General features: G+C 30.4%; 27 protein-coding genes. 26 read left to right on the top strand and 1 reads right to left on the bottom strand.

The window, feature by feature from the left end; genetic code table 11:
• Window positions 1–126 precede the first annotated feature (126 nt).
• From KSU54_RS06260 to KSU54_RS06160, 21 genes are all read left to right on the top strand, one after another.
• A complete protein-coding gene (locus KSU54_RS06260; RefSeq protein WP_009010060.1) occupies window positions 127–846 on the top strand; it encodes a glycosyltransferase family 2 protein in 720 nt (239 codons plus the stop codon).
• The gene (locus KSU54_RS06255) at window positions 846–1,202 is read left to right on the top strand and encodes a DUF2304 domain-containing protein (RefSeq protein ID WP_003535362.1); all 357 of its coding nucleotides are present in this window, start codon (window positions 846–848) and stop codon (window positions 1,200–1,202) included. The genes KSU54_RS06260 and KSU54_RS06255 overlap by 1 nt, the downstream gene beginning before the upstream one ends.
• Window positions 1,195–2,157: a glycosyltransferase family 2 protein gene (locus tag KSU54_RS06250; RefSeq protein ID WP_022007381.1), complete on the top strand. Its 963-nt coding sequence runs from the start codon at window positions 1,195–1,197 to the stop codon at window positions 2,155–2,157. The genes KSU54_RS06255 and KSU54_RS06250 overlap by 8 nt, the downstream gene beginning before the upstream one ends.
• Window positions 2,158–2,174: 17 nt before the next feature.
• Window positions 2,175–2,978: a glycosyltransferase gene (locus tag KSU54_RS06245; protein WP_009010062.1), complete on the top strand. Its 804-nt coding sequence runs from the start codon at window positions 2,175–2,177 to the stop codon at window positions 2,976–2,978.
• A 1-nt stretch (window position 2,979) separates the two neighbouring features.
• A complete protein-coding gene (locus tag KSU54_RS06240) occupies window positions 2,980–4,143 on the top strand; it encodes a glycosyltransferase (protein ID WP_009010063.1) in 1,164 nt (387 codons plus the stop codon).
• A gap of 9 nt (window positions 4,144–4,152) precedes the next feature.
• Window positions 4,153–5,583 (top strand): flippase, encoded by a 1,431-nt coding sequence (locus tag KSU54_RS06235; RefSeq protein ID WP_009300449.1) that lies wholly within the window; start codon window positions 4,153–4,155, stop codon window positions 5,581–5,583.
• Entirely contained in the window at window positions 5,584–6,426 is an 843-nt protein-coding gene (rfbD, locus tag KSU54_RS06230; RefSeq protein WP_009010065.1) for a dTDP-4-dehydrorhamnose reductase, read from the top strand.
• Window positions 6,427–6,478: 52 nt separating this feature from the next.
• Complete coding sequence (locus KSU54_RS06225; RefSeq protein WP_009010066.1) at window positions 6,479–8,056, top strand: DUF2142 domain-containing protein; 1,578 nt, start codon at window positions 6,479–6,481, stop codon at window positions 8,054–8,056.
• Window positions 8,057–8,149: 93 nt separating this feature from the next.
• A complete protein-coding gene (locus KSU54_RS06220; RefSeq protein WP_117792044.1) occupies window positions 8,150–9,643 on the top strand; it encodes an LTA synthase family protein in 1,494 nt (497 codons plus the stop codon).
• Window positions 9,644–9,655: 12 nt separating this feature from the next.
• Window positions 9,656–12,118 carry a PssD/Cps14F family polysaccharide biosynthesis glycosyltransferase gene (gene pssD / locus KSU54_RS06215; protein WP_003535336.1) on the top strand — a complete coding sequence of 821 codons (2,463 nt, stop codon included), beginning with the start codon at window positions 9,656–9,658 and terminating at the stop codon, window positions 12,116–12,118.
• Window positions 12,118–12,594, top strand: coding sequence for a PssE/Cps14G family polysaccharide biosynthesis glycosyltransferase (gene pssE, locus KSU54_RS06210; RefSeq protein ID WP_009300456.1), 477 nt, complete (start codon window positions 12,118–12,120; stop codon window positions 12,592–12,594). The genes pssD and pssE overlap by 1 nt, the downstream gene beginning before the upstream one ends.
• 10 nt (window positions 12,595–12,604) lie before the next feature.
• Window positions 12,605–13,387 (top strand): glycosyltransferase, encoded by a 783-nt coding sequence (locus KSU54_RS06205; RefSeq protein WP_003535332.1) that lies wholly within the window; start codon window positions 12,605–12,607, stop codon window positions 13,385–13,387.
• 97 nt (window positions 13,388–13,484) lie between these two features.
• Window positions 13,485–14,177 carry a hypothetical protein gene (locus KSU54_RS06200; RefSeq protein WP_008792479.1) on the top strand — a complete coding sequence of 231 codons (693 nt, stop codon included), beginning with the start codon at window positions 13,485–13,487 and terminating at the stop codon, window positions 14,175–14,177.
• A gap of 262 nt (window positions 14,178–14,439) precedes the next feature.
• Window positions 14,440–15,321 (top strand): LptM family lipoprotein, encoded by an 882-nt coding sequence (locus KSU54_RS06195; RefSeq protein ID WP_117792045.1) that lies wholly within the window; start codon window positions 14,440–14,442, stop codon window positions 15,319–15,321.
• 183 nt (window positions 15,322–15,504) lie between these two features.
• Window positions 15,505–16,338 carry a MurR/RpiR family transcriptional regulator gene (locus KSU54_RS06190; RefSeq protein ID WP_003535326.1) on the top strand — a complete coding sequence of 278 codons (834 nt, stop codon included), beginning with the start codon at window positions 15,505–15,507 and terminating at the stop codon, window positions 16,336–16,338.
• Window positions 16,339–16,444: 106 nt separating this feature from the next.
• On the top strand, window positions 16,445–17,353 hold the full coding sequence (murQ, locus tag KSU54_RS06185) for an N-acetylmuramic acid 6-phosphate etherase (RefSeq protein WP_008792478.1): 909 nt from the start codon (window positions 16,445–16,447) through the stop codon (window positions 17,351–17,353).
• 4 nt (window positions 17,354–17,357) lie between these two features.
• Window positions 17,358–17,690: a hypothetical protein gene (locus KSU54_RS06180; protein ID WP_003535322.1), complete on the top strand. Its 333-nt coding sequence runs from the start codon at window positions 17,358–17,360 to the stop codon at window positions 17,688–17,690.
• Window positions 17,691–17,702: 12 nt separating this feature from the next.
• Window positions 17,703–19,055 carry a PTS sugar transporter subunit IIC gene (locus tag KSU54_RS06175; RefSeq protein ID WP_003535320.1) on the top strand — a complete coding sequence of 451 codons (1,353 nt, stop codon included), beginning with the start codon at window positions 17,703–17,705 and terminating at the stop codon, window positions 19,053–19,055.
• 17 nt (window positions 19,056–19,072) lie between these two features.
• Window positions 19,073–19,951: an N-acetylglucosamine kinase gene (locus tag KSU54_RS06170; protein ID WP_117792046.1), complete on the top strand. Its 879-nt coding sequence runs from the start codon at window positions 19,073–19,075 to the stop codon at window positions 19,949–19,951.
• A gap of 42 nt (window positions 19,952–19,993) precedes the next feature.
• The gene (locus KSU54_RS06165) at window positions 19,994–21,439 is read left to right on the top strand and encodes a glycoside hydrolase family 1 protein (protein ID WP_117792047.1); all 1,446 of its coding nucleotides are present in this window, start codon (window positions 19,994–19,996) and stop codon (window positions 21,437–21,439) included.
• A gap of 146 nt (window positions 21,440–21,585) precedes the next feature.
• Window positions 21,586–22,536, top strand: coding sequence for an Ig-like domain-containing protein (locus tag KSU54_RS06160; RefSeq protein ID WP_117792048.1), 951 nt, complete (start codon window positions 21,586–21,588; stop codon window positions 22,534–22,536).
• Between the two features lie 77 nt (window positions 22,537–22,613).
• Here KSU54_RS06160 and KSU54_RS06155 read toward each other — a convergent pair whose 3' ends face one another.
• Entirely contained in the window at window positions 22,614–23,048 is a 435-nt protein-coding gene (locus tag KSU54_RS06155; protein ID WP_003535312.1) for a hypothetical protein, read from the bottom strand.
• 120 nt (window positions 23,049–23,168) lie between these two features.
• Here KSU54_RS06155 and KSU54_RS06150 point away from each other — a divergent pair, with 120 nt between their 5' ends.
• From KSU54_RS06150 to upp, 5 genes are all read left to right on the top strand, one after another.
• Complete coding sequence (locus KSU54_RS06150; RefSeq protein WP_003535310.1) at window positions 23,169–23,468, top strand: MGMT family protein; 300 nt, start codon at window positions 23,169–23,171, stop codon at window positions 23,466–23,468.
• 179 nt (window positions 23,469–23,647) lie between these two features.
• The gene (locus KSU54_RS06145; RefSeq protein WP_008792473.1) at window positions 23,648–24,253 is read left to right on the top strand and encodes an L-threonylcarbamoyladenylate synthase; all 606 of its coding nucleotides are present in this window, start codon (window positions 23,648–23,650) and stop codon (window positions 24,251–24,253) included.
• Window positions 24,250–24,693, top strand: a complete 444-nt coding sequence (gene rpiB / locus KSU54_RS06140; protein WP_008792472.1) for a ribose 5-phosphate isomerase B — start codon at window positions 24,250–24,252, stop codon at window positions 24,691–24,693. Before KSU54_RS06145 ends, rpiB begins: the two co-directional genes overlap by 4 nt.
• A gap of 1 nt (window position 24,694) precedes the next feature.
• Window positions 24,695–25,933 (top strand): serine hydroxymethyltransferase, encoded by a 1,239-nt coding sequence (glyA, locus tag KSU54_RS06135; RefSeq protein WP_003535304.1) that lies wholly within the window; start codon window positions 24,695–24,697, stop codon window positions 25,931–25,933.
• Window positions 25,934–25,946: 13 nt separating this feature from the next.
• Window positions 25,947–26,570 (top strand): uracil phosphoribosyltransferase, encoded by a 624-nt coding sequence (gene upp / locus KSU54_RS06130; protein WP_003535302.1) that lies wholly within the window; start codon window positions 25,947–25,949, stop codon window positions 26,568–26,570.
• The last annotated feature ends 59 nt before the right edge of the window (window positions 26,571–26,629 follow it).

The following is a 26,629-nucleotide window of genomic DNA, read 5'->3' as shown; positions in this document are numbered from 1 at the left end:
TTTTACGGGTTAGTTTGTTACTTTCCCGTTTTTAATATAGATTGGGTTTATAATCAAGGTTTCATTTACACATTTATTTAGATTTGTTATAATGCAAAGAGATTATCACATATGAGGAGAATAATGATGGAGCAAAAAATTCTTATAATAATACCTGCCTATAATGAAGAGAAAAGCATTGCAGAGGTTTATCTGAATATTTGTAATTACAATAATGAGTTTGGAACTAATTATGATGTAATTGTGATTAATGATGGATCAACAGATGATACTAAGCATATTTGTGAAATAAATAATATACCTGTAGTTAATTTGATCCATAATCTTGGTATAGGTGGAGCAGTACAGACTGGGTATAAATATGCGCGAGACAACGGATATGATTTCGCTATTCAATTCGATGGTGATGGGCAACATGAAGTTTCGTGTATTAAGGATATTTTAGAACCATTGTATAATGATTCAGCAGATTTTGTAATTGGGTCAAGATTTATTGATAAAAGCTCTAGTGAGTTTAAGTCAAGTTTTGCTAGAAGGATAGGTATTAGAATAATTTCAAATATGATAAAGTTTATTACTGGAAAAAGAATACACGATATAACATCTGGCTTTAGAGCAGCTAATCGGCGGGTTATTTTAGACTTTGCGTTATCTTATCCGGTGGAATATCCTGAACCAATAACAAATACAGAATTACTAAAAAAGGGCGTACGAATACAAGAAATACCAGTAAAGATGCATGAGAGAGAGGCTGGAATTTCATCAATAAATTCATGGAAAAATGTATACTTCATGGTAAATATTATACTTTCGGTTTTTGTTGTCGGAATTAGGAGGTGGAAATAATGAGTTTTGGAACAGTACTTTTAGTTCTAGGAACAGGTTTATTAATATTCTTAGTAACATTACAATTATTAAGAAGGGGAAGAATACCAGTAAAATTTTCTATTTTGTGGTTTATTGTAGCAGTAATCTTGTTAGTTGTAGGGATTTTTCCAAATTTTATAGTGCTAATATCTACTAGAATAGGTTTTATATCTATGTCCAATATGCTGGTTGGAATACTTATATTTTTATTATTTGCAATGTGCATAGCTTTAACTGTGATTGTATCAGGGCAAGCAACAAAAATTACGTTACTAATTCAAGAAGTTTCAATGCTAAAGAAAAAAATAGTTAATGAGGAAAAAAATAATGGATAAAAAAGTTACAATTATAATACCTGTATACAATGCAGGTGCTAATATTGAGCATTGTATACAGAGTATTCTGAAACAAACTAGTAGAGATTTTAAAGTGCTACTAATTAATGACGGCTCAACTGACGATTCATTAATAAGAATAACTGAGTATGCTAATCGTTATCCAGATATTTTTAAAGTTTTAACTCATGAAAATATGGGAGTGGTTGAAACTAGACATCGTGGAATTAAAGAAGCTGATACTGAATACATCATGTTTATGGATAATGATGATTTTATAGATAATGATTATGTTGAAGTTCTTTTAAATGAGATTGAAAAAACTGATAGTGATATTGTAATAACGGGGTATCGTCGAGCTAACTTTGATAAAGTTTTATTTACTATTCCTGCATATGATGATGAATGGACTAAATACCGAATTACAGCACCATGGGCAAGAATATTTAGAAGAAATTTTTTAGTAGAAAATAATGTTAGGTTTTTAAAGACCTATATTGGAGAAGATACGTATTTTAATATGAATGCATATTTATATACTAATAAAATTCATGGTCTGGATTATGTTGGTTATAATTGGTATTATAACGATGAAAGTGTATCAAACGTCAAGCAACGTGGTTTAAAACCAGAATGTGATGTCCTAGTTGTTCTAAATGAGATTGATAAGCTATATAAAGAAAAAGATGAATATTTGAATTATTTTGTAACAAGACATATCATATGGTATTTATTATTTTCTGGTGTTGATGCGACACCACAAAGATTCATGGAAGAATATAAGCGTTTATTTGAATGGCTAAAGAATCAAGGATATAAACTTTCTATACCATTTTATTCTAAAAAGATAAAAAGCGAACCATTTAAAAACAGATTAATTATAAGCATATTTAACTTTTTATCTAAAATTGGATTAGTAAGTATATTTACTAAAATATATTGTAAAGGTAAATAAGATGGAGGAGAACATTTTTGAAAGAATATAATATTAATGATTTATATGTGGTTATAGTTGTGTACAATACATCCTGTCAAGATTCCATTAGCTACAATAGAGCAAAGGATAGTAGTGTAAAAATCATTGTATGTGATAATAGTACTAGTGATTATGGCAATGAAGAAATAGTAAAGAATGATGGGAATATTTATATAAATATGGGTGGTAATAATGGCTTGAGTAAAGCATATAATGCAGCTATTCAAGTAATAAACAAGGATAATCGATATATTTGTTTGTTTGATGATGATACTGATATGGGTAAGAAATATTTTGATAAAGTTCTTTCTTATATAAATATGTCAAATGCAGATATTCTCTTACCGGTAGTTAAAACAAGTACTAGAATTTTATCGCCATGTCAATTTAAGAAAAAAAGGTGTGTAGAGGTTAAAAATTTAGAAGAGCTAATTAATAAACCTATTTCAGCAATTAATAGTGGAATGGTTATAAAGAGTGAAATCTATAAAGATTATAAATATAATGAAAATATATTTTTAGATTATTTAGATCATGATTTTATGAGAGAAATGAATAGGGTTAAAAAGAATATACTCGTTATGAATGATAATGTTTTAAAACAAGATTTTTCAATGGAGTCAAATAGTCTAGAAGCTTCCTATAAGAGATTATGTATACTCAATCATGATTTAAAAGAGTATTATAAGGAAGACTATATAATGTATCTGTATCAAATATTAGCTTATAAACTGGTAATGATAAAGAAATATAAATCATTAAAATTTGTGTTGTTAAAAAAATTTAAGCAGGAGGTTTGATATGAAAAAGTATATATTGGATTTGGGTACAAAGATTATTCAAAAAACTAGATATCGAAACAATATTATAGATTATAAACCTATAATAGACAATTGTGATTTTGATATAGTTGAGAATAATTATAATGGTGGAAAAAAAATAGGTATATTATTACCCCATCTTGTTAAATCTTCTGGTGGAGTTACGTCAATACTCAGATTAGGAACTAATCTATCAAAATTAGGATATCAATTAACATACATATCAATGTTTAATGATAATGAAAAGGATATGGTAGAAGCCGCAAAGTTTAATTTAAGTAATTACGAAGGTGAATGTTTGCCATTAAATAAAACGAATAAAAATGATTTTGATATTATAGTAGCGACTGAGTGGCGGACGGTATATAGAATAATGGATTTTGATGCTTATAAGATGTATTTTGTCCAAGATTTTGAACCTATATTCTTTGAGATGGGTGAACGTTATTTATTATCCAAAAAAACTTATGAGTTAGGACTTCACATTGTCAGTTTAGGTAAATGGAATGTAGATACAGTTGTTAAAAGCTGTGATGTCAAAGGTCAAATAGATTATATTGAATTTCCGTATGAGAAAACAGAGTATACTTTTGTTAAACGAAATTTTGAAAAAATAAAAGAAAAAAGAAAGATAAAAGTGGCTGTATATGTAAAAGAGGAATCCAAAAGATTACCAGTTATAATCCCTTTAATTTTAGACAATTTAAAAAAGAGTTTGAAATTGAAAGGCTTTGAATTAGAAATAAATTATTTTGGAAATGCTTTGCCTATATGTATAAATAATGGAATTGAGTGTGGAAAGTTATCAAAAAAGCAACTTCATGAATTATATTGTGAATGTGATTTTGGTATGGTGGCTTCATTAACCAATATCTCATTAGTTCCATATGAAATGATAGCAGCTGGATTACCTGTTATTGAATTTAAAGATGGGACATTTGATTATTTTTTTAGTAAAGAAACAGCAATATTATGTGATTTGAGTTATAAGCACTTAGAAAAAGAAATACTTTATTATGTTGAAAACCCTGCTGAATTAGAGGAAATGACTATTAGAGCTAATAAGAGTATTTTATCATTAAGTTGGGAAAAATCCGCCAATCAATTTGTTGAGATACTGGACCATGTAGACACAGTAGAATAGGAGAGTGAAATGAATAAGGTTATAAAAAATTATCTTTATAATTTAAGCTATCAATTATTATTAATTGTTTTACCTATTATTACAACACCATATGTTTCCCGGGTTTTAGGAGCAGAAGCAATTGGAACATATGCATATACCAATTCAATTACACAATATTTCATATTATTTGGATGTATTGGATTAAACTTATATGGTCAAAGAGAAATTGCATATCGTCAAAATAATATAGGAGAGAGAAATAGGGTTTTTTGTGAATTGGTTTTCCTTAGAACCGTTACAATTATAATTAGCTTGATTGTATTTTATATTACATTTGCTAGAGAAGGTCAATATGCATACATATTTATTATTCAAATAATGGATATTATCGCTTCCATTTTTGATGTGTCATGGTTTTTTCAGGGAATGGAAGACTTTAAAAAGACAGTGTTAAGAAATTTTTTAGCTAGAATAGTATGCGTTAGTTTAATTTTCATGTTTGTAAAATCTAGTGCTGATTTACCATTATATGTATTGTTTTATTCTATTACTTTACTTTTAGGTAATATATCAATGTGGTTTTATATACCTAAATATATTAAAAGGAATGATGTGAAAAATCTGAATATTCAGAGACATATAAAGCCGGCTGTGATGTTATTTTTACCACAAATTGCGAGTTCACTATATACTTTATTAGATAAAACTATGATTGGGCTTATTACTGATAATAATTCAGAGGTTGCTTATTATGAGCAGTCACAAATTATTATTAAAACAGTCTTAACTTTATTAACATCTTTAAGTACTGCAATGATGCCAAGAATTGCTAATTTATTCGCAACGGATGATATGGAAACGGTAAAAAATTATATGACAATGTCTATAAAATTTATTTTAATGTTCTCTTTTCCATTTGTACTAGGGATCATTGGAATAGCTCCTGGTTTTGTACCATGGTTTTATGGAAATGGATTCGAAAAAGTAATTCCTAATCTTATGCTAATTTCTCCAATAATAATTTTTATTGGGTTAAGTGCAGTTACTGGGACACAATATTTATTAGCATTAGGGAGGCAGAGAGAGTATACATTTTCAATAATAGCTGCAGCAATTGTTAATTTGATTTTAAATCTTATTTTGATTCCTCAGTTCAGTTCTTTAGGAGCGGCTATTGCGACAAGTTTTGCTGAACTTGTTGCATTGTTAACCCAAATATGGTTTATTAGAAAGGACTTTAATATTTTTTCTATACTAAAGCAAGGGTTTAGATACTTGGTTTTCAGTTTAATAATGTTTGTAGTTGTTTTTGGTATTTCTAATTTTTTAAGTATGTCAATTGTGAGTACATTAATTGAAATTTTTGTGGGTGGTATCATATATTTATTATTACTTATTATTGCTAAAGATACTATTTTTAATGGAGTTAGAGCTAAATTAGCAGAGAGGAGAAAATAAATGAAATTATTGGTTACAGGCGTTAAAGGTCAATTAGGACATGATATTGTCAATGAATGTAATAACAGAAATATAGAAGCAGTAGGTGTCGATGTAGAGGAAATGGATATTACAGATGCTGGAAAAGTAGCAGAAGTGATCAAGTCTGGTAATTATAATGCAGTAATTCATTGTGCTGCATGGACAGCAGTAGATAAAGCTGAGGATGAAGTAGAATTATGTACTAAAGTAAATGTTGATGGTACAAGAAACATTGCAAATATATGTAAAGAATTAGATATTCCAATGATGTATTTTTCAACTGATTATGTATTTGATGGTCAAGGTGAAACTGAATGGAAGGAATATGATGAAAGACATCCATTAAATGTATATGGTCAAACTAAATATGAAGGCGAACTTATTGTAGAATCGTTACCTAAGCACTTTATTGTAAGGATTGCTTGGGTATTTGGTATTAATGGAAATAACTTCATTAAAACAATGTTGCGACTTGGTAAAGAACGTGGTGCTGTTTGTGTTGTTGACGATCAAATCGGTTCACCAACATATACATATGATTTATCTAAATTAGTTGTTGATATGATTCAAACTGATAAATATGGAATATACCATGCTACTAATGAAGGGTTATGTTCTTGGTATGAATTTGCGTGTGAAATCTTTAAACAAGCAGGTATGAGTGTAGAAGTAACACCAGTTGATTCTAATGCTTTTCCTGCAAAAGCCAAGAGGCCAAATAACAGTAGAATGTCTAAGGCTATGCTAGATAAAAATGGATTTGGACGTTTACCAACATGGCAAGATGCATTGAGTAGATATTTAAAAGAAATTGATTATTAATAATATAAATGCTAGTATTTTAATATAATGCTAGCATTTTTAGGAGTAAATAATGAAACACGCTAAAATCCACCGTATTAATAATATGAATAAGAAATTAAGTGATAGTTTTATAAAGAACAATAAAACTATCACTATTACAATTATAATAATAACTGTATTTTTTTATTTTACTACGCTATGGTCAATAGATGGCCTAATAGGGTTTAAAATTATAGTATTAGGATGTGTTATGAGTGTTCTTTTGTTAGGGGCTAAAGAAATATTACAAAAGAATAGTAGAATTGAAAAATTATTTATAATTTGTGTAATACCGATAGGCTTGATTTATACATTATTAATTCCTCCAGGGATAGTCCCAGATGAATGGGCACATATGCAAAATGAGTTTTCTTTATCTAGTCAATTGCTAGGTAAAGAAATTGATGGGAAAGTTACAATGAGAGAATCGGAATTAAATTTTCTTTCAAAACAAGTGATTAATCCAGCCAAGGGATACTATGATTTTATTTATAATAACATAATTTCAACGGATAATAGTGCGTATATTCATACAGAAATTGACTCTTTTGGAATAACTCAATTATTTGCATATTTTCCAGCTGTTTTAGGAATTACTTTTGCGAGAATATTGCATTTTGGTGTTGTGACAACCGTTTACTTTGGGAGATTATTCAATTTTATATTTTACATACTGCTGACCTATCTATCAATAAAAAAAATACCCTTTGGGAAATTATTAATGTTCACAATCACTATGTTGCCAATGACTTGTCAACAAATGTTTAGTTTATCTTATGATACAGTAGTTAATTCATCAGCATTTATATGTATAGCGTATGGTATGTTTTTTGTATATCAAGCAAAAGAAATTCAATTTATAGATATACTAATATATGGGTTTTCTGGATTAATTCTACTAGCAAATAAAGGCTCAGCATATGCTTTTATATTAGTTATTCCTATTCTCGCAAAATACTTTAATCCTGGTGGAGATAGGATAGCCAAAAAGACAAAAATAGTTATTTTTTTAATAGTAGTGATATGCATCTTGATACTAAACTATCACTCATTTACAAATAATAATCAAGTTACTGCAATTGAATCGGTTTCTAGTGCAGGAATTGTTCCGTGGGCTGGAACGCCATCATATACGTTAAATGCAATAATTGGGGATATCCCTGCAACTTTTTCTCTATTTTTGAATACATTTCTTCAAAAAGGGATGTGGTATATCAATACTGCCATTGGAAGTGAGTTGGGTTGGCTAAATATTTTAATGCCAAATTGGATAATTAATATTTGGGGAATAATATTAATTATTAGCACATTTTCTGAAAAATCAAATAATGATGTATTTACCCACGAACATAAGATACTTTATTTTTTCATTGCTGTGACAATAATTTTAATTGTAATGCTAGCTATGGCATTAGCTTGGACACCAAGTGGGTATAGTACGATTGAAGGGGTGCAAGGGAGATATTTTATACCGATTATTTTTTTATTGCTAATCTGTTTTCAAAATAGTAAACTATACATGAACGAACGTATTACTAAAGTTGTATTAATGATTATTGTTATTTTACCTATTCTTACTATAGGAAATTTAATATTACTAGTATTGTAGATTGAAATAATAGTGATTATTTCAATCTTTTTCTTTTGTTTATTATTAGAGTTAGATATGATAAAATAGAAAGGAATTATTTATGAGGTACATATGAAAAAAATAAAAACAATAGAAAAAAAGTATATAGTAGGCGTTGTTCTAATTTTTTTAGGCTGTCTAATTGTAACATCAATAATATGGGGCAATCGTACTTTTTCAGTAAAAACATTAAATCAAATTATATTTCATTTAAAAGTTCCTATGGAAGGCACAGACAATGGAATTTATTTAGACTGGTTCATTTGGGCGGTACCTATTAGTATTGTTGCAGGATCATTAATAGTTGCTCTTATTTTTAATATTCATAGATTATGTAAGCTAAATAATGAAAAAATATCTCAATCAATTAAAAAACATTTTATCAAAGGAGGAATTTTATGTATAATAATTTCTTTAATCTTTGCAATTTATAATTATGATATATATGGCTATATTAATAACGTAGTACAGGAAACAGATATATATGAAAAATATTATGTTGATCCAAGCACTGCTAAAATTAGCTTTAATAATGGCAAGCGTAATATTATTCATTTATATTTAGAATCAGTGGAAAATACATATGCCAATACTACCTTTGGTGGTGCAGAGGAAATTAACTATATACCTGAGCTGTCACAATTAGCAAAAAATAATATTAATTTTTCTAACAATGACAACATTGGAGGAAGTAGAACTATTGATGGAACTCAATGGACTATTGCCTCTCAAGTATCGCAAAATATGGGTATTCCTTTAAAATTATCAATAAAAAGTCAAAAGTATGATAATGATACAGCTTTTTTGCCTGGTGGGTATTCATTAGGTGAAGTATTGGAAGCGAACGGATATATAAATGAATTCATGTGTGGTTCTGATGCAAACTTTGGTGGAACTTCAAATTTCTATAAACAACATGGCAATTATATAATCAGAGACTATAATAGTTTTAAGGAAAACCAAGAAATACCAGAAGATTATTTCGTTTTTTGGGGTATTGAAGATGCTAAACTATTTGAGCTTGCTAAAAAAGATATTACTAAGTTAGCGAGTGGAGAAAAACCATTTAATATGGAAATTACAACTATTGATACTCATACACCAGATGGCTATTTATGTGATCAATGTAAAAATACTCACAAAAATCAATATGCCAATGTGATTGAATGCCAGTCAAAACAAATTAATGACTTTATTAATTGGTGTAAAACGCAAGAATGGTATGAAAATACAACAATAGTGATTACTGGTGATCATAATAGCATGTCAGAAAAGTTTTTTGTGGGAATTGATACTGATTATGTTAGAACACCATATAATTGCTTTATTAACAGTGTTGTAGAACCTGTCAATAATAAGAATAGATTATTCAGCACAATTGATATGTATCCAACAATGTTAGTGGCGATGGGGGCAAGTATTGAAGGAAATAGATTGGGATTAGGAACTAATTTATTTTCTGATAAAAAAACAATAATGGAAGAGATAGGGTTTAATGAACTGAATAATGAAGTTCAAAAAACGTCTCGATTTTATGACTACACTATATTAGGATTAGAGAAGTAGGAGGGCAATCAGATGAAAACAGGAATTGTTGTCTTAAACTATAACGATGCAATTGAGACAATTGATTTTGTGGAAAAAATCAGTACTTTTAATGCTGTAGATATTATTTGTGTGGTTGATAATTGCTCAACTGATGATTCAGTAAAACAACTAAAGAAATTGAAAAATATTGAATTAATTGCGTTAGATACCAATGAAGGATATGCTGCTGGTAATAATGCAGGATTAAAGTATCTTTATGAACAAGAGTGCGATAATTATATTATTTCTAATCCTGATATTATTATTGATAAACGAAACCTAATGGATTTTATTGCACATATGAATGCAGATACTAACTATCATTTATTCGGTCCAACTATTGAAGAACAAGGGACAATAAATCGTGGTTGGAAACAAAGAACGATTGCGTATGATATTCATGATAATTATCCTATTGTAAATAGGTTGTTCAAAAATAAGATTAAATATCGAAATTCATATTATAAAGGAGCAACAACTCCTGTAGATTGTATTTCGGGATGTTTTTTTGGAATAAAAAAAGCCTTAATAGATAGAATAGGTTTCTTAGACGAAGGAACGTTTCTTTTCTATGAAGAAGATATTTTATGTGCAAAAGCTAAGAATGCAGGATTGCATGCTTGTGTTTTAAATAATGTTAAGGTGATTCATAATCATTCAATAACAATTGATAAAAATATTAATCATTATCGTAAGCTAAGAGTTTTAAAAGATTCTCAAATGTATTACCATAAAACATGTTTTAAACATTCTGCTCATAAGCTAAAGAGGTTGCAAAGAACCGCTAATTGGGCTTGTAGCTTTGCTCGGCTAAGGACAAAAAAAGATATTATTAGTCAACATAATGGTCCAAAACAAAAAATATCTATATTATCATTACATTTACAGGTTGGAGGAATTGAAAAGGCAATTTGCTCACTTGCTAATATGTTAGTGGATAATTATGATGTTGAAATTATAAATGTATATAAATTGTGTGAGCCATCTTTTTATATTGATGAACGTGTTAATGTTAGCTATTTATCAACAGACTTAAAACCAAATAAAGAAGAATTTAAGTATGCTCTAAAAAATAAGCGATTTATTAAAATAATCAAGGAAGGGTACAAAGCTTTCAGAATAATTTTAAAGAAACGGAGCTTAATTAGGCAATGTGCGAAAGTAAATGATGCTGATATAATTATTTCAAGTACCCTCGCTTTTGATAAAGCATTTTCAAAACATCAGAAAAACAAATTATTAATTGCATGGGAGCATTGTCATCCAGATCGTGATCCAAAATATCCTAAAAAAGTATATCGTGCTGTTAAAAAGTTTGACTTATTTATTCCAGCCTCAAAATCAATCTATGAATTTTATAAAGAATACTTAACAGGACCTCAGTGTATTTATTTACCATTGTGTATCGATGAGATCCCAAGAAATCGTGTTTCTTTAAATACAAATCAGATTACAGTAATGGGACGACTATCCAAAGAAAAAGCCTATGATGATATGTTGAGGGTATTTAAAAAGGTATTGGAGCAAAATCCTGATGCTAAATTGAATATTTTGGGGGATGGTGAAGAAAGAGCTTCATTAAGTATATTGGCTGATCAATTAGCTATTAGTAATTCAGTAATTTTTCATGGAAATACAGTAGGTGAAGCTAAAAATGAGATTATGAATAATACAAGTGTGTTTGTTACAACATCACATTATGAAAGTTTTGGTCTAGTCTTATTGGAGGCAATGAGTTATGGTATTCCATGTGTGTCTTTCGATAGTGCGAAAGGTTCTTTAGATATTATTGAAGATGGGAAAGATGGTTTTATTATTAGAGATCGTAATCTTGATGAGATGGCAAATAAAATAGTTGAACTTTTAAACAAAACAACTAAAACATTGCAAAATAATGCTATAAGAAAAGCTAAACGTTTTTCTTATCAAAATGTAAAAAAGCAGTGGTTAAAAGAATTTAATAATTTCAATATTCACGATTTAAAAACTAGAGTAATTTTTACATCCTCTGCTGGTGGGCATTTTAGTGAGTTGTGTGAATTAAGTGAACTGATGGAGCGGTACAACTCATTTTTGATTACGGAAGATCATGAGATGATGAAGGAGTACAAAAAAACTAATAAATCTCGTTCTTGGTATATGCCAGCAGGAACTAAGGAGCATTTATTTAAGTTTTTGTGTAATTTCCCCATAAATATTTTTAAAAGTTTTAAGGCTTATTTAAAAGTTAAACCAGATGTTATTATTGCAACAGGGGCGCATACGACTGTACCAATCTGTTACATTGCGAAATTATTTGGCAAAAAAGTAATTTTTATCGAAACGTTTGCGAATATCACTACTAAAACTTTATCTGGAAAGCTTGTTTATCCAATTGCAGATTTATTTTTGGTTCAATGGGAAGAAATGTTGGAATTATATCCAAAAGCTAAATATCGAGGAGGTCTAAAATAATGAGAATATTTGTCATGTTTGGAACTCAAGATAAAAGATTTGATCGTCTCTTAAATGCAATTCTTAACTCTAACTTTGTTAATGAGAATGAAGTGTATGTTCAGCTGGGATATACAAAAGGTGATTATTCAGGAATTAATGGTCAAGAGTACTATACTGAAGATGAATTAAATCATCAAATTGAAATTGCGGATTTAATTATTACCCATGCTGGAGTAGGGGCGATAGTATCTGCACTTAAGCTAAAAAAAAGAGTTATTGTTGTACCTCGTCTTGGACAATATAAGGAACAAAATAATGATCATCAAGTACAAATTATGGAGAGGTTTGATAAGCAGGGGTATATTATACCATGTACTGATTTAAGTAAGCTTGACGAAACTGTTAATAATGCTTATAATTTCGAACCGAAAGAATATGTAGCAGATAAGCAGGGAATTATTGATGAAATAACAGATTTTATCAATACCCTTTAGGAGGTAATTTATGCACACTTTTGTGGTTTTAGCTTATAAAGAATCATCATATTTAGAAGAATGTATTAAATCTGTTTTGAATCAAAAATATCCTAGTAAAGTTGTTATAGCAACTTCTACCCCTAATCAATATATTGAAAATATTGCAGATAAATATTCATTAGCTATTAAAGTTAATCCCAATCCTGGAAAAGGAATAGGCTATGATTTTGATTTTGCTGTTTCATGTGGCGAAACAGAACTGACTACTGTTGCTCATCAGGATGATATTTATGATTACGAATATTCTGATTGCATAGTAAAAGCATACCTTAAAAATCCTAATTCGTTAATTGTATTTAGTGATTACTATGAAATTAGGGATAAAGGGAACGTATATAGCAATATTAATTTGAAAATAAAACGAATTCTTTTATTGCCGATGAGGAGTAAAAAGATATCATCCACAAAGTTCGGTAAACGATTATCATTGCGTTTCGGTAATTCAATATGCTGTCCAGCAGTAACTTTTGTTATTGATAATATTAAATCCAAAGATATTTTTAAATGTGACTTTGTTTGTGATGTTGATTGGTTTGCATGGGAAAAGCTGTCATTAAAAGATGGTAAATTTACTTTTGTGAATAATCCGTTAATGGGACATCGTGTTCATGAAGAATCTACGACTACAGAAATCATTAATGATCGAATTAGAACAAAGGAAGATCTAGTAATGTTTCAAAAATTCTGGCCTAAGTTTATATCAAATCTAATTAATAAGTTTTATGTAAAAGCAGAAAATAGCAATAGTTAAGAAAATATAAGATTTAAATTTAAAAAATAGTAGATTAAATCGAAAAAAGTATTTATAATAAAATCTGTATATGTATAAATAAAAAAGGAGAAAGTCTATGCTAAAAAAATTATTAACGGTTGGTTTAGCACTAACAATGATGTTTGCTGTAACAGCGTGTAGTTCTAAGGATTCTGATTCAGACAAACCAAATGATAATAATACTTCTGATAACACGAAACAAGAGAGACCTTTTACGGAATCAAATGGATTAATTAAGTACTTTACTATTAATGATGAAAAGATATGTTTGCCTGAAACAGTCGGCGAGTATGTTAAATATTTAGAAAAAATTGGAACTAAAGTAGAATTGGGTGATACTGGTAAATCAGTTGATGAGGCGCCTAAGGTAGATGCTGGTGGTATTTCATCTATGGTAGCTTACTTAAAAGTTTATTTAGATGATTCTGATTGGCAATGGTTTGGAATTCGTTATAAAAATGATACAGATAAAAAGCAATCAGTTGCGGACTGTAAAGTAACGCAAATTACTTTAGATTATGATACAATTACGGAAGAAGAGAATCATTACGGTATAAAGACAACAGTATTTATTACTAAGGATGACCAAGAAATACCAATGAATGGGAAAACAACAAGCAGTAATTTGTTAAAATGGATTGGTAGCCCGCAACAAAATACAGATGGACATTGGCATTATACAGATGACCAAGGATACAAATATGAGTTTGTTACAGAAAATCAAAAGGGTATTTTAACTAGATTAGCAATAACATATCCAACAAATTAATTCTTATATAAGAGACTTAACTAGAAATAAAGGTTCTTACCCTAAGCCGGATAAGAACTGAAATAAATAGTAAGTCTCTTTTTTTGCTTTAAATAATTATATTTCCCAAATTGATTGAACAAATATTATAACATTGTTTGTTTTACTAAATAAAGCATGCCATAATTATTATGTGATTAGTAGCAGTAAAATTTTATCGATTGGAAGTGATAGTAATAAGATTAAAATAAATTCATAAGTTAAGCAGGGAAAGGGAAAAAATATGAAAAAACTTATAAAAATTTTAATGGTATCAATGATCTGCTTGGGTTTAACAGCTTGTGGTGAAAAGAAAGCAGCTAAAGCAGAAACTACTGATGATGTTGCTAAGATTGCCGAAGATAATGATTTAAATGATGAAGGCTTTGACAATTCAGGTTTGTTTTGGAAATTTAGTTTTGCTGGAATGGAGTTTAGTGTGGCATTTAATGTTGGAGATGATCCAAAGTTCTACTATGTAACTAATACATTAACGCTTGCTAATATTGATCGTATTAAAATAAATCCAGATAAAGATATAGGGAGTCAATGGATATATCTACGACCAGTAAATGGAGAATTTGTTGTAGATGAAGAAGATATTAAAACTTATAATGATAAGGGAAGAAAAGAAGCTTATGAAGCATATCAAAAAAAATTTGAAAAATTGGGATTAACTTCTGAGTTATTAGCTAAATGGACAATAATTCAATTTAACCAAAATACTCGAACTGATTTGATAAAAAATATACAAAAAGATGCTGATACAGTCCTCACGAAAATTAAAGAAAATGGCTATAATTATGAAAAGGATAATAAGGGAAGACAGATAATAAGTTCAACCGAAGCTTATAAGATTGTCATTTCTAATAAAAAATGTATGGTAATTGATGCTACTTTCGATCTTGAAGCAAAAACTGGATATATGTATCTTCCAGAACAAGGAACTTGTGGTTACTCAATAAATGGGGCAACACAATTTATTTATCAGTATTCTGATAATACATTCTTAAAAGGCGAGCCGACACTTGAACAATATGCTGAAATGAAGAATATAAAAAATTGGTATGATGAATTTTTAAACCAATTCTCCACTAAGACAGAAATCTTACAATTAATTAAATAACCTTTATGTGTCTAAGTTATTTAATCAAAATATTACAATTAGCCATCTATTTTGTTAAATAGATGGTTTTTATTTGAATATAGTAAAATAGAATAAATTAAAACTAAGTTATGAATACTTTGAAAAATCTAGTAATTTTACTAGTGGATTGATATAATTAATTAGAAAGGGGCTAAGATTATTATGAATAGTTATGCTAAAATAAAAGAGGCACAAAGCAGCTATACATCAACTGAAAAGGTTATTGCTAAGTATATTTTGGAAAATGCTGCTGATGTTTTAAAGTGTTCAGCGCAATCTCTGGGGGAGAAAACGGGTACCTCTGCTGCTGCAATTATTAGATTTTCAAAAAAATTAGGTTATAACGGTTTTAGTGAATTGAAAATGAGTTTAGCGCAGTCTAAACGTGCTCCTGAAGAAAAAATAGATTTTATTATTGATGAAAATGACGATATCGTAACTTTAGCTGATAAATGTTGTCGTTTAAATATGAATACTGTTTTAAAGACATACCAGTTGATCGATACTAATCAATTAGACAATGCAATCAAAAAATTGATTGCTGCTAATACAATATATTTATTTGGTGTCGGTGGCTCGGCGATTGTCGCACAAGATGTGGAACAAAAGTTAACAAGAATTGGAAAAAAGGTAATCTATAATAAAGACTTACATGTTCAACTAACATTTAGTGAAAGTATGAATAAAGAGGATGCAGCATTATTTATTAGTTATTCGGGTACTACAAAGGGACTTGTTGAAATTGCTAAAATGATAAAAAACAAAAATGTACCAATTATATCAATTACTCAATTTAAGCCTAATCCACTTTCGAAATTAAGTGATATTATTTTACAAGTTCCTAATGAAGAAAAGGAAATAAGAATGGGAGCTATTTCATCAAGAATCTCATCACTAGTAATGACAGATTTATTATATTATGGTGTATTTAAAAATGATCTAACAGGAAATAAAGATAAGCTTATTGAAACAAAAAGAATTGTTTCTAAAATATAGGCTTTTCTTTTTTTGTTTATAGTGAAATAATATTTTAAATAATTTAACATTTATATTGAAATAATATTTCAATAGATATATAATAAATATGGAAGGAGTGGAATGGATGAAATTAAGTCAATTAGATACAGAACAAATTAACAGCAATTCTTTGCACATTGATGAAATGACAACAGAGGAAATTTTAACGGTTATTAATCAAGAAGATCAAAAAGTAGCAATTGCGGTAAAGGACGTCATACCACAAATTGCAAAAGCTGTTGACTGTATCTATGAAAAAATGTGTATGGGTGGTAGATTGATTTATATGGGTGCCGGAACATCAGGACGTTTAGGGGTGCTAGATGCATCGGAATGCCCGCCAACATATGGAGTTGATCCTACTCTTGTCCAAGGTCTAATCGCTGGTGGTAAGGAAGCATTTACAACCGCAATTGAAGGTGCTGAAGATTCTAAAGAAATAGCAGTTGATGATTTAAAAAAAATAGAACTTAGTCCATTGGATGTTGTTTGTGGAATAGCTGCTTCGGGAAGAACACCATATGTTGTTGGCGCTCTAGCGTATGCGCGCAAACTAGGATGTTCAACAATATCAATATGTTGTGTTAAAAACGGAGCAATATCTCAACATGCCCATTTCCCAATCGAAGCAGTTGTTGGCCCTGAAGTTATTACAGGGTCGACGAGAATGAAGGCTGGTACAGCACAAAAACTAATCCTTAATATGTTATCAACATCTGTAATGATAAAAAAAGGAAAAGTTTATAAAAATTTGATGGTTGATGTACAGCCAACAAATGAAAAACTAAGAATTCGAGCTATAAATATTGTTCAGCAAGCTATTAGTGTTGATGAGGGAACTGCAAAAGAATTATTAATTGAAGCAGATAACAATGTAAAAATAGCAATTTTAAAGGGTCTAACTAATATGAGTAAAGAAGAATGCCTAAAAGCATTGAAAGATAGTGATGAAAATATTAGTCAAACTATAAGAACGATAACTAAAGGAGAATAAGTATATGAATAAGTATGTAGTCAAAAACAATACCAAAAAAGAATATAAAAATATATTTGGCAAAACAGATTATGATATCCCAATGTTCGGATTTAAAAGTGCTTTATTCATTCTAATGACGACTATGTTGTCATTATTGATTTGTATAAACATATTAAATTATTTAAAAATAGATTTTCGTATTCCTAATGCTTTAATTTCTGGTATTGTTTGTGGCTTTAGCGTAGCTTATTCACAATTTTTTATTGAGCGAAAAAAAGGAGTATGCAAAAACTTTTGGATTGTTGGAACTATATTTAGTTTGATTGCTTTTATGGTTATATTCATGATTAAATAGGAGGAAAATAAGATGTTTACAAAAATATCTAATTTGATAGAAGGAAAACTAGCAGGACCACTTGAAAAACTTTCTAATCAAAGACATTTACGGGCTATCCGTGATGGAATTATAGCAACCTTGCCATTAATTATTGTTAGTTCATTATTAATGGTTGTAGCATTTTCATATAATCAAATGCCCGCAGATTGGGGCATTACCCAATTTATTAAAAATAACGCAGTAGCAATTTTATTGCCATATAGAATGTCAATGTATATCATGACGCTATATGCAGTGTTTGGAATAGGTTATTCACTTGCTAAATCATATAATTTGGATGGCTTGAGTGGTGCGATTTTAGCTGAATTAACTTTTTTATTGACAATTGTACCAGTTTCGATGCCAGATATTACAGAGTCAATTAGTGCATTAGCTAGTAAAAATGCCGAATTAAATGCTTTTTTACAAGGTTTGCCTTCAGGCTATGTTATTCCAGCAGAAAATCTTGGTTCGGCGGGAATGTTTATTGGAATTATCTCGGCTTTTATCGGTGTAGAAATTTATCGTTTTACACAAGTTAAAGGTTTGAAAATCTCAATGCCGGCGGCAGTACCCCCTGCAGTAGCAAGATCTTTTGAATCGTTAACTCCTACGGTTATTATTATTTTAGGAGTTTCTACAATTACAATGTGGTTAGGTATCAATGTGCATACTATCGTTGGTAACTTAATCAAACCATTGATAAATGCAACAGATACCTTACCATCAACATTACTAATCATATTTTTAATTATGTTTTTCTGGTCATTTGGTATTCATGGAGATTCGATTGTTTCTTCGCTAGCAAGACCAATCTGGTTAATTTTATTAGATCAAAATACAGCTGCAATTGCAGCTGGTAAAGCGGCTACTCATATTGGTGTAGAACCATTCTTACAATGGTTTGTTCATATCGGTGGTTCAGGAGCAACATTGGGATTAGCAATACTATTCTGTGTAAAAGCAAAATCTAAATATGGTAAAACATTAGGAAGAACAACGATTTTACCGTCAATATTTAATATCAATGAGCCGATGATTTTTGGGGCTCCAATCGTTTTAAACCCAATGCTACTAATTCCATTTATTATTATTCCGCTAATTTGTGCAACTATTGCCTGGATTGCAACTTCTATGCATTTAGTCAATTGTGCTGTTACAATAGCTCCATGGACATTACCAGGACCAATTGGTGCATACTTGGCTTGCGGTGGTGACTGGCGCGCTGCGGTATTAAATATTATCTTAATTATTATATCAGTGATTATTTATTATCCGTTCTTTAAAATGTACGATAATGAATTATTAGCAGAGGAAAAATCTAAAGAAGCAGTAAGTGCATAGAAAATAGGGAGTTATTTATGTTGTATATCGGTATTGATGGTGGTGGAACTAAAACAAAGATGGCACTCTTTGATGATGCAGGAAGAAAATTAAAAGAAATAATAAAGCCATCAGTACATGTTTTAACACAACCAAGAGAAATATGTATTCAAATTTTAAAAGATGGTGTGATGGAATTAGATGCAAATTTTCAAGCAAAAGTGATTGCAGGGCTGGCTGGATATGGAGAACAAAAAGAAGTTAGAAATAAAATTGCGACTATTTGTAGGGAAGCATTTGGAAATCGAGAATTCTCCTTATACAGTGATGTTAGGATTGCTATTACTGGAGCTTTAGGTGGTGGTGATGGGATTGTAGTTGTAGCTGGAACAGGTTCAATCGCATTATCATCTAAAAATAACCATATTACTAGATGTGGAGGATGGGGCTACCAGCTAGGTGATGAAGGAAGTGCTTATTGGATTGCCAAGCGCATGTTAGCCCTCTATTGCCAACAAGTTGATGGTCGACTAGAAAAGACACAGTTATACTATTTAATTAAAGAAAAATGTAAACTAGAAAATGATTACGATATTATCACTTTTATTAATAAACTTAATCATGATCGAACATCAATTGCTTCATTAGCAAAACTAAACGGTATAGCAGCTAAAGATAATGATAAATATGCTTTACAAATATATAAAGAGGCAGCTTATGAAATTGCTGTTCTAATTAAAACATTGGCCAAAAACTTTACTTCTCCCTTTAAAGTATCGTATATTGGTGGAGTTTTTGAATATGGAGAAGATTATGTATTAAAGCCATTGAATAATTATCTCCAGCCACTATCATGTCAGCTTGTTGCCCCTTTATACAGTCCAGAATATGGAGCATACTTGTTAGGTAAAAAATAAAGGTGATTTTTATCACCTTTATTTTTAGAAGGAGGAGGACAAATGAATAAAAAAAGAAAAATACTATGGGGTGGAGCTACTGCAAGTAGTCAATATGAAGGTGGCTATAATTTGGGTGGTAAAGGTTTAGATACTCAGGACTGTCGACCTTATTTAAAAAGAACGTCTAATGCTACAACTTCAACAAGGTTATTGACACAAGATATAATTGATGAAGCAAAATCATGTAAAGAAGTTGGTAATTATCCATTCCGCCAAGGATCAGATGGCTATCATCACATTGATGAAGATATTCAGTTATTGAAAGAATTAGGAATTGATATTTATCGCTTTTCTATCAGCTGGGCAAGATTGTATCCACATGGTGATGAAGAAATGCCAAATGAAGAAGGAATACGTTTTTATGACCATATTTTTAAAAAGGTTCATCAAGCAGGAATGAAGATTTTTCTAACCATGAATCATTATGCTGTACCATTGTATTTAGTTGAAACCTATGGTGGTTGGACAAACAATATCTTAGTCGATTTTTACTTAAGATTCGCTAAAACTGTATTTGAACATTGGGGAGAATATATTGATTATTATTTACCATTCAATGAAATAAATGCTGGTTATTTTAGTCCATATAATGGAGTTGGTTTAGTAAAAGAGAAAGATCGACCATACGATCAAAGTCTAGTATTTCAATCATTGCATCATCAATTCGTTGCTAGTGCTAAGGTTATTGAATTAGGGCATAAAATAAGTTCTCAAAGTCAATCTGGCTGTATGGTAGCTTGTTTTTGTTACTATCCGTTAACACCGCGCCCAGAAGACAATCTTAAAGCAGTGAGAGATGAACAAATTCATCAATGGTTCGCAGTAGATGTTTTGGCTAATGGCTATTATCCTAGTTATATGAATCGTTTTTTTCAAGAAAATAAGATTAATATCATAATAACTGAGGAAGAACGTAAGCTGCTAAGAGATAATACCTGTGATTTTGTAAGCTTTTCATATTATTCTAGTGCCGTCGCAACGGTTGAAGAGAGCAGTGAGCAAACAGCAGGTAACTTAGTTGTTTCAACTAAAAATCTTTATTTGAAAGCAAGTGACTGGGGTTGGCAAATTGATCCAATTGGATTACGAATCATGTTAAATAAAATGTATGATCGCACCCGCAAGCCCGTATTTATTTCTGAAAATGGTTTTGGGGCTCATGATAAGTTTGAAGAAGATGGCTCTATTCATGATCAATATAGAATAGATTATCTAAACCAGCATTTCCAACAAATTGATGAAGCCATCAGAGATGGTGTTGATGTCATTGGCTATATTATGTGGGGAATCATTGATATAGTCTCAGCAGGCAGTTGTGAAATGGAAAAACGTTATGGTGTAATTTATGTTGATGGTGATAATGAGGGTAAAGGAAGTTATCAAAGATATAAGAAAGATAGTTTTGCCTGGTATCAAAATTATATAAAACAGTATAAAAATAATTAAGATAAGAAAGATAGGTTCGTTTCATTAATATCCTATCTTTTTATCTTGTTTTACGTAATAAACCGTATCTTTACGACAAAAATATCGTGAATTTTCATAAGTAATAGTATAATAATTATGTGAATTTATGGGAGAGTAAAGATAAAATGAAGAAAATAAAAGACTATATTTTAGCTCATAAGATCAAGGTAACGATCATAATTATTATTTTATTAGGTATTATTGGTGCATTGGGGAAAGAGCAACCGAAATTAATACTTAAACAGAATACTGTTAATCTAGAATATGGAGAAAATTTTAATTATTTAGATTATGTTGATAAGAATAAATTTGATGAAGAAGATATTTCATATAGCTGTGATGGTTTTGATGAAGATAATCCAGCAGTAGGTAAATATACTATCACTTATAAATATGGTAATAGTAAAAAGAAATTAACGCTTAATATCAAAGATACGACAGCACCGCAATTAATCCAAACAAAAGAAATTGATATTATTGAAAATGATGAAATAGATTATCGTGATTATTTAGAAATAAAAGAACTATCAAAATATGAGCTTGAAATTGATGATAGTGGTGTAAGTTATTTAGCAGCTGGAAATTATAATGCTAGTATTAAGGCAAGTGATAAATACGGAAATACATCTACCTTGATCATGTCAGTAAGTATTAAGGCATTAGAATTAGAGCTTTCAACTACTACATTAAATCTAGAAGAAAATCAAAATAATACTATAAATATAAAAACAAATAGTACTCAACCGGTAGTTTATACATCTAGTGATGAAACGATTGCGACAGTTGATCAAAGTGGAAATATTAAAGCATTAAAATCAGGAACGGTAAAAATAACAGCAGCAATTAAAAATAAATCAGTTACATGTAATGTGACTGTAAAAGGAAAACCGGTAGAAACATCCTCTATTCGAACTCCTGTGGCAGATGATAATATTTCTACAACTGTTTATATTACTAAGACAGGAGACTGCTATCATTCAAGTGGTTGTGGCTATTTATCACGTAGTAAAATAGCTATCTCAAAATCTACTGCAATAAATACAGGATATCGCCCTTGCAGTAGATGTCATCCATAGTGTAACATGATCTCATGAAAGTGAGATCGTTTTATATTTTAAAAATAATAAAAGACACTTAAAAAGTGTCTTTCAGACTATGAATTTAAAGATTTTCCTTTATCTTCATGGACTTGAAGGGCATAGTTTACTAGATCATCTATAGATAAATCTAATTTTTTTAATATTTTTTTAGCTTCCTTTTGGGCACTTTCACTAATAATATTATCATCATTTTTGTCGACATAGATAAAACCAATAATCGTTTTATCGATATTACTATTATCGGCAGGTAAGACAATATATGAAATAGAAGTAACAACCTTCTTTTCTAAATAAGCACAAAATTGAATGCGGTCTTTATCCTTTTCTGTCTTAGTAATATTTACAGCTGTGAAATCATCGGTTAAATAAGAAATATCATATCCAGCATCTTGAAGCTTTTTAGTTACTTTACCCATGGCATCATTAGTGCAGCCAATCATTAAAAAGCATAATCCGATTATTAATAAAGATTTTTTAAACTGTTTCATAAATCTCCTTTCCCAAGCTAATAAAATAATTATACAAAAAAGTATAATAAAATACAAAAAAATAAATTTTTTTGCATTTTTTCGATAATTAGATAAAATAAAAATATAGGAGGTGATTATATGGATGAGGATTTAATTTTTCAAGTATTAGCAATCGTGTCTGAAATACCTTGGGGGAAAGTTGCCAGCTATAAACAAATAGCATCGTTGGCAGGACGACCCAAGAATGCGCGATTAGTGGGAAAAATTTTAAGTCATGCTTCTATGTATGGAGATTATCCATGTCATCGAGTTGTAAATAGCGCAGGAAGACTTGTACCTGAATGGTACGAACAACGTGATTTACTTTTAGAAGAAGATGTATGTTTTAAAGATAATGGCAATGTTGATATGAAAAAATGTAAATGGCAGTTAGATTAAATCTAATTGTTTTTTTGTAAGAAATTGCCTTATCAAACTATAAAAATGAAGGAAATTAGCAATGTTAAGATAATGTAAAGATGTTTTTTTTAAAAAACTTTTTTTGTCGTGAAAATATCTACGAAATATCTACAAATTTTCAATTATTTATTGTATAATGGGGCAAATGAGGTGATTCCATGAATACAGTTTCAGTCGAAAAAAATGCCATTGAAGAAGTCGCTAAGTTAGTTAGCGATAGTCGAGTTGTGGCTTTTCCAACTGAGACTGTTTTTGGGTTAGGAGTTAAGTTTGGCTCACATCAGGCATTGGATGCACTATATGAATTAAAGCACCGCGATAAAGGAAAAGCAATTTCTATGATGATTAGTAAGGCAGAGGATATTGAAAAATATGCTTATGTTGATGAAACTGCAAAAAAACTTATTGCGGCTTTTATGCCGGGAATGATCACTATCATTTTAAAGAAACGCCCACATATTGATGATTATTTTACGGCTTCACTAGATACTATTGGAATCAGGATACCAGATGATCCATTTGTTTTATCATTATTAGATAAAACAGGACCAATGTTAGTAACTAGCGCCAATCTTTCTGGAGAAAATAGTCTTGTTGACGACAAAGCAGTAATGAAAGTATTTCATGGAAAGATTCCTTTAATTGTTAAAGGTGAAAGCATCAGTAAGAAGGCAAGTACAATTGTTGACTTAAGTAAGGGTAAAGTGGAAATATTAAGATTAGGTGATATTTCTAAGGAACAAATAGCGGAGGTAATTGAATGAAAATTGCAATGGCTTGTGACCATGGTGGCTTAAGACTAAAAAATGTTTTAAAAGATTATTTAGAAGCTAATGGTTACATAGTAGAAGATTTCGGAACATACAGCGAAGATAGTTGTGATTATCCTGATTATGCAGGAAAAGCAGCTAAAGCGGTTGCTAGTGGATCGTGCGATAGAGGGGTTGTCGTATGTGGAACTGGTATCGGTGTAAGTATTACTGCTAATAAAGTGAAAGGAATTCGCTGTGCGTTATGCCACGATGTATTTAGCGCCAAAGCAACTCGAGCACATAATGATACTAACATGATTGCTATGGGGCAACGAGTTATTGGTGAAGGTTTAGCTTTAGAAATTTTAACAGCCTGGTTAGAAGGCGAATATGAAGGTGGTCGACATGACCAGCGGATTGCAAAAATGATGGCTTACGAGGGGGAAGAGTAAAATGAAAGACATCGCAGTATTCGAAAGTGTAGAGAGAGAATTAAATCGTCAAAGAAACAATATTGAGTTAATTGCTTCTGAAAACTTTGTTTCACCAGAAATCTTAGAATTGGCAGGAACTGTATTAACTAATAAATATGCAGAAGGTTATCCAGGAAAAAGATATTATGGTGGATGTAAATTTGTTGATGAAGTGGAAACACTAGCTAAAGAAAGACTATGTAAGATTTATGGTGCTGAGTATGCTAATGTTCAGCCTCATAGTGGAGCGCAAGCAAACACAGCGGTATATATGGCGTTATTAAATCATGGTGATAAGGTATTAGGAATGTCTCTTGCTGATGGTGGACATTTAACACATGGACATCCATTAAATTATTCAGGAATCAATTATGAATTCCACAGTTACGGGGTAACTAAAGAAACTGAAACTATTGATTATGAAGATTTTAAGAAAAAATGCCAAGAGGTCAAACCAAAATTAGTAGTAGCTGGTGCTAGTGCATATTCTAGAACGATTGATTTTGAATACATGGCAAAATGCGCGCATGAAGTTGGGGCGATGTTTATGGTTGATATGGCACATATCGCAGGGTTAGTGGCAGCGGGACTGCATCCATCACCATTTCCTCATGCTGATATTGTAACAACAACGACTCACAAAACTTTACGTGGACCTCGTGGTGGGGTAATTATGTGTAAGGAAAAATATGCAGCTGATATTGATCGTGCGGTGTTCCCGGGAATGCAAGGTGGTCCATTGATGCATATTATTGCTGCTAAAGCCGCTTGTTTTTATGAAGCAATGCAACCAGAATTTAAAGAATATGCAGCTCAAGTAATTAAAAATGCTAAAGCATTAGAAACAGCATTAAAAGAAGAGGGATTCAGATTAGTTGCTGACGGAACTGATAATCATCTGATTTTAATTGATGTAAAAGCAAGTTGCGGTATTTCAGGTAAAAAAGCAGAACGTTTATTAGATGAAATTAATATTACTGCAAATAAAAATGCTATCCCATTTGATACAGAAAAACCATTTAAAGCAAGTGGTATTCGGGTTGGGACCCCTGCAATGACTACTAAAGGATTTACAGAAGAAGATTTTAGAGAAGTAGGTAAGATTATTGCTTATCGCTTAAAAAATGAAGAAACTGATGAAATCAAAGAAGAATGCTTAAAGAGAGTTAGAGCATTAACTGATAAAGTAGAAATGTATCATGATATAAAATACATTTAAGGAGTGAATTTATATGGCAACGACCATCCTCAATCATGCATTAATTGATCATAAATTAACAATTATGCGTGATAAAGATACGAAAACAATCGTATTTAAAGATAACCTAGACGAAATTGCAATGTTAATGGCTTATGAGGTAACTAAAGAATTACCATTAGTTGATAAGGAAATCGTCACACCAATTTGTCCAATGATTGGAAAAGAATTGAAAAAACAAATTATTCTTGTTCCAATCTTAAGAGCGGGGATTGGTTTAGTCGATGGTTTTAGAAGAATTATACCGACTGCTAAGATTGGTCATATAGGAATGGCTCGGAACGAGGAAACTTTAATTCCCGAAGAGTATTATGCTAAATTTCCTAGTGGTTTAGAAGATTCTATCGTAATCATTGTTGATCCGATGTTAGCAACTGGTGGTAGTGCTAGTGCAGCGATTACAAATATTAAAGCCCGTGGTGCTAAAGATATTCGTTTAGTCTGTTTAGTAGGTGCCCCTGAAGGTGTTAAAGTAATTGAAGAAGATCATCCTGATGTTGAATTGATTTTAGCGACGCTTGATGAAAAACTTAATGAAAAAGGCTATATTGTGCCTGGTTTAGGTGATGCCGGTGATCGTTTATTTGGTACTGATTAATATTTGAGATACTTCAAAAGTGGTTAAAACGTCTAATTATGAAATTAATTATAGTGTTT

The sequence above is a fragment of the Erysipelatoclostridium sp. MSK.23.31 genome, from assembly GCF_019125875.1.
Lineage (GTDB): Bacteria > Bacillota_I > Bacilli_A > Erysipelotrichales > Coprobacillaceae > Thomasclavelia > Thomasclavelia ramosa.
This window is presented reverse-complemented; position numbering and strand designations above follow the sequence as displayed.

Bases quoted from the DNA above. Each gene is read 5' to 3' on its own strand.
- KSU54_RS06260 (WP_009010060.1), top strand. From the start codon at position 127: ATGGAGCAAAAAATTCTTATAATAATACCTGCCTATAATGAAGAGAAA.
- KSU54_RS06255 (WP_003535362.1), top strand. From the start codon at position 846: ATGAGTTTTGGAACAGTACTTTTAGTTCTAGGAACAGGTTTATTAATA.
- KSU54_RS06250 (WP_022007381.1), top strand. From the start codon at position 1,195: ATGGATAAAAAAGTTACAATTATAATACCTGTATACAATGCAGGTGCT.
- KSU54_RS06240 (WP_009010063.1), top strand. From the start codon at position 2,980: ATGAAAAAGTATATATTGGATTTGGGTACAAAGATTATTCAAAAAACT.
- KSU54_RS06235 (WP_009300449.1), top strand. From the start codon at position 4,153: ATGAATAAGGTTATAAAAAATTATCTTTATAATTTAAGCTATCAATTA.
- rfbD (WP_009010065.1), top strand. From the start codon at position 5,584: ATGAAATTATTGGTTACAGGCGTTAAAGGTCAATTAGGACATGATATT.
- KSU54_RS06225 (WP_009010066.1), top strand. From the start codon at position 6,479: ATGAAACACGCTAAAATCCACCGTATTAATAATATGAATAAGAAATTA.
- KSU54_RS06220 (WP_117792044.1), top strand. From the start codon at position 8,150: ATGAAAAAAATAAAAACAATAGAAAAAAAGTATATAGTAGGCGTTGTT.
- pssD (WP_003535336.1), top strand. From the start codon at position 9,656: ATGAAAACAGGAATTGTTGTCTTAAACTATAACGATGCAATTGAGACA.
- pssE (WP_009300456.1), top strand. From the start codon at position 12,118: ATGAGAATATTTGTCATGTTTGGAACTCAAGATAAAAGATTTGATCGT.
- KSU54_RS06205 (WP_003535332.1), top strand. From the start codon at position 12,605: ATGCACACTTTTGTGGTTTTAGCTTATAAAGAATCATCATATTTAGAA.
- KSU54_RS06200 (WP_008792479.1), top strand. From the start codon at position 13,485: ATGCTAAAAAAATTATTAACGGTTGGTTTAGCACTAACAATGATGTTT.
- KSU54_RS06195 (WP_117792045.1), top strand. From the start codon at position 14,440: ATGAAAAAACTTATAAAAATTTTAATGGTATCAATGATCTGCTTGGGT.
- KSU54_RS06190 (WP_003535326.1), top strand. From the start codon at position 15,505: ATGAATAGTTATGCTAAAATAAAAGAGGCACAAAGCAGCTATACATCA.
- murQ (WP_008792478.1), top strand. From the start codon at position 16,445: ATGAAATTAAGTCAATTAGATACAGAACAAATTAACAGCAATTCTTTG.
- KSU54_RS06180 (WP_003535322.1), top strand. From the start codon at position 17,358: ATGAATAAGTATGTAGTCAAAAACAATACCAAAAAAGAATATAAAAAT.
- KSU54_RS06175 (WP_003535320.1), top strand. From the start codon at position 17,703: ATGTTTACAAAAATATCTAATTTGATAGAAGGAAAACTAGCAGGACCA.
- KSU54_RS06170 (WP_117792046.1), top strand. From the start codon at position 19,073: ATGTTGTATATCGGTATTGATGGTGGTGGAACTAAAACAAAGATGGCA.
- KSU54_RS06165 (WP_117792047.1), top strand. From the start codon at position 19,994: ATGAATAAAAAAAGAAAAATACTATGGGGTGGAGCTACTGCAAGTAGT.
- KSU54_RS06160 (WP_117792048.1), top strand. From the start codon at position 21,586: ATGAAGAAAATAAAAGACTATATTTTAGCTCATAAGATCAAGGTAACG.
- KSU54_RS06155 (WP_003535312.1), bottom strand. From the start codon at position 23,048: ATGAAACAGTTTAAAAAATCTTTATTAATAATCGGATTATGCTTTTTA.
- KSU54_RS06150 (WP_003535310.1), top strand. From the start codon at position 23,169: ATGGATGAGGATTTAATTTTTCAAGTATTAGCAATCGTGTCTGAAATA.
- KSU54_RS06145 (WP_008792473.1), top strand. From the start codon at position 23,648: ATGAATACAGTTTCAGTCGAAAAAAATGCCATTGAAGAAGTCGCTAAG.
- rpiB (WP_008792472.1), top strand. From the start codon at position 24,250: ATGAAAATTGCAATGGCTTGTGACCATGGTGGCTTAAGACTAAAAAAT.
- glyA (WP_003535304.1), top strand. From the start codon at position 24,695: ATGAAAGACATCGCAGTATTCGAAAGTGTAGAGAGAGAATTAAATCGT.
- upp (WP_003535302.1), top strand. From the start codon at position 25,947: ATGGCAACGACCATCCTCAATCATGCATTAATTGATCATAAATTAACA.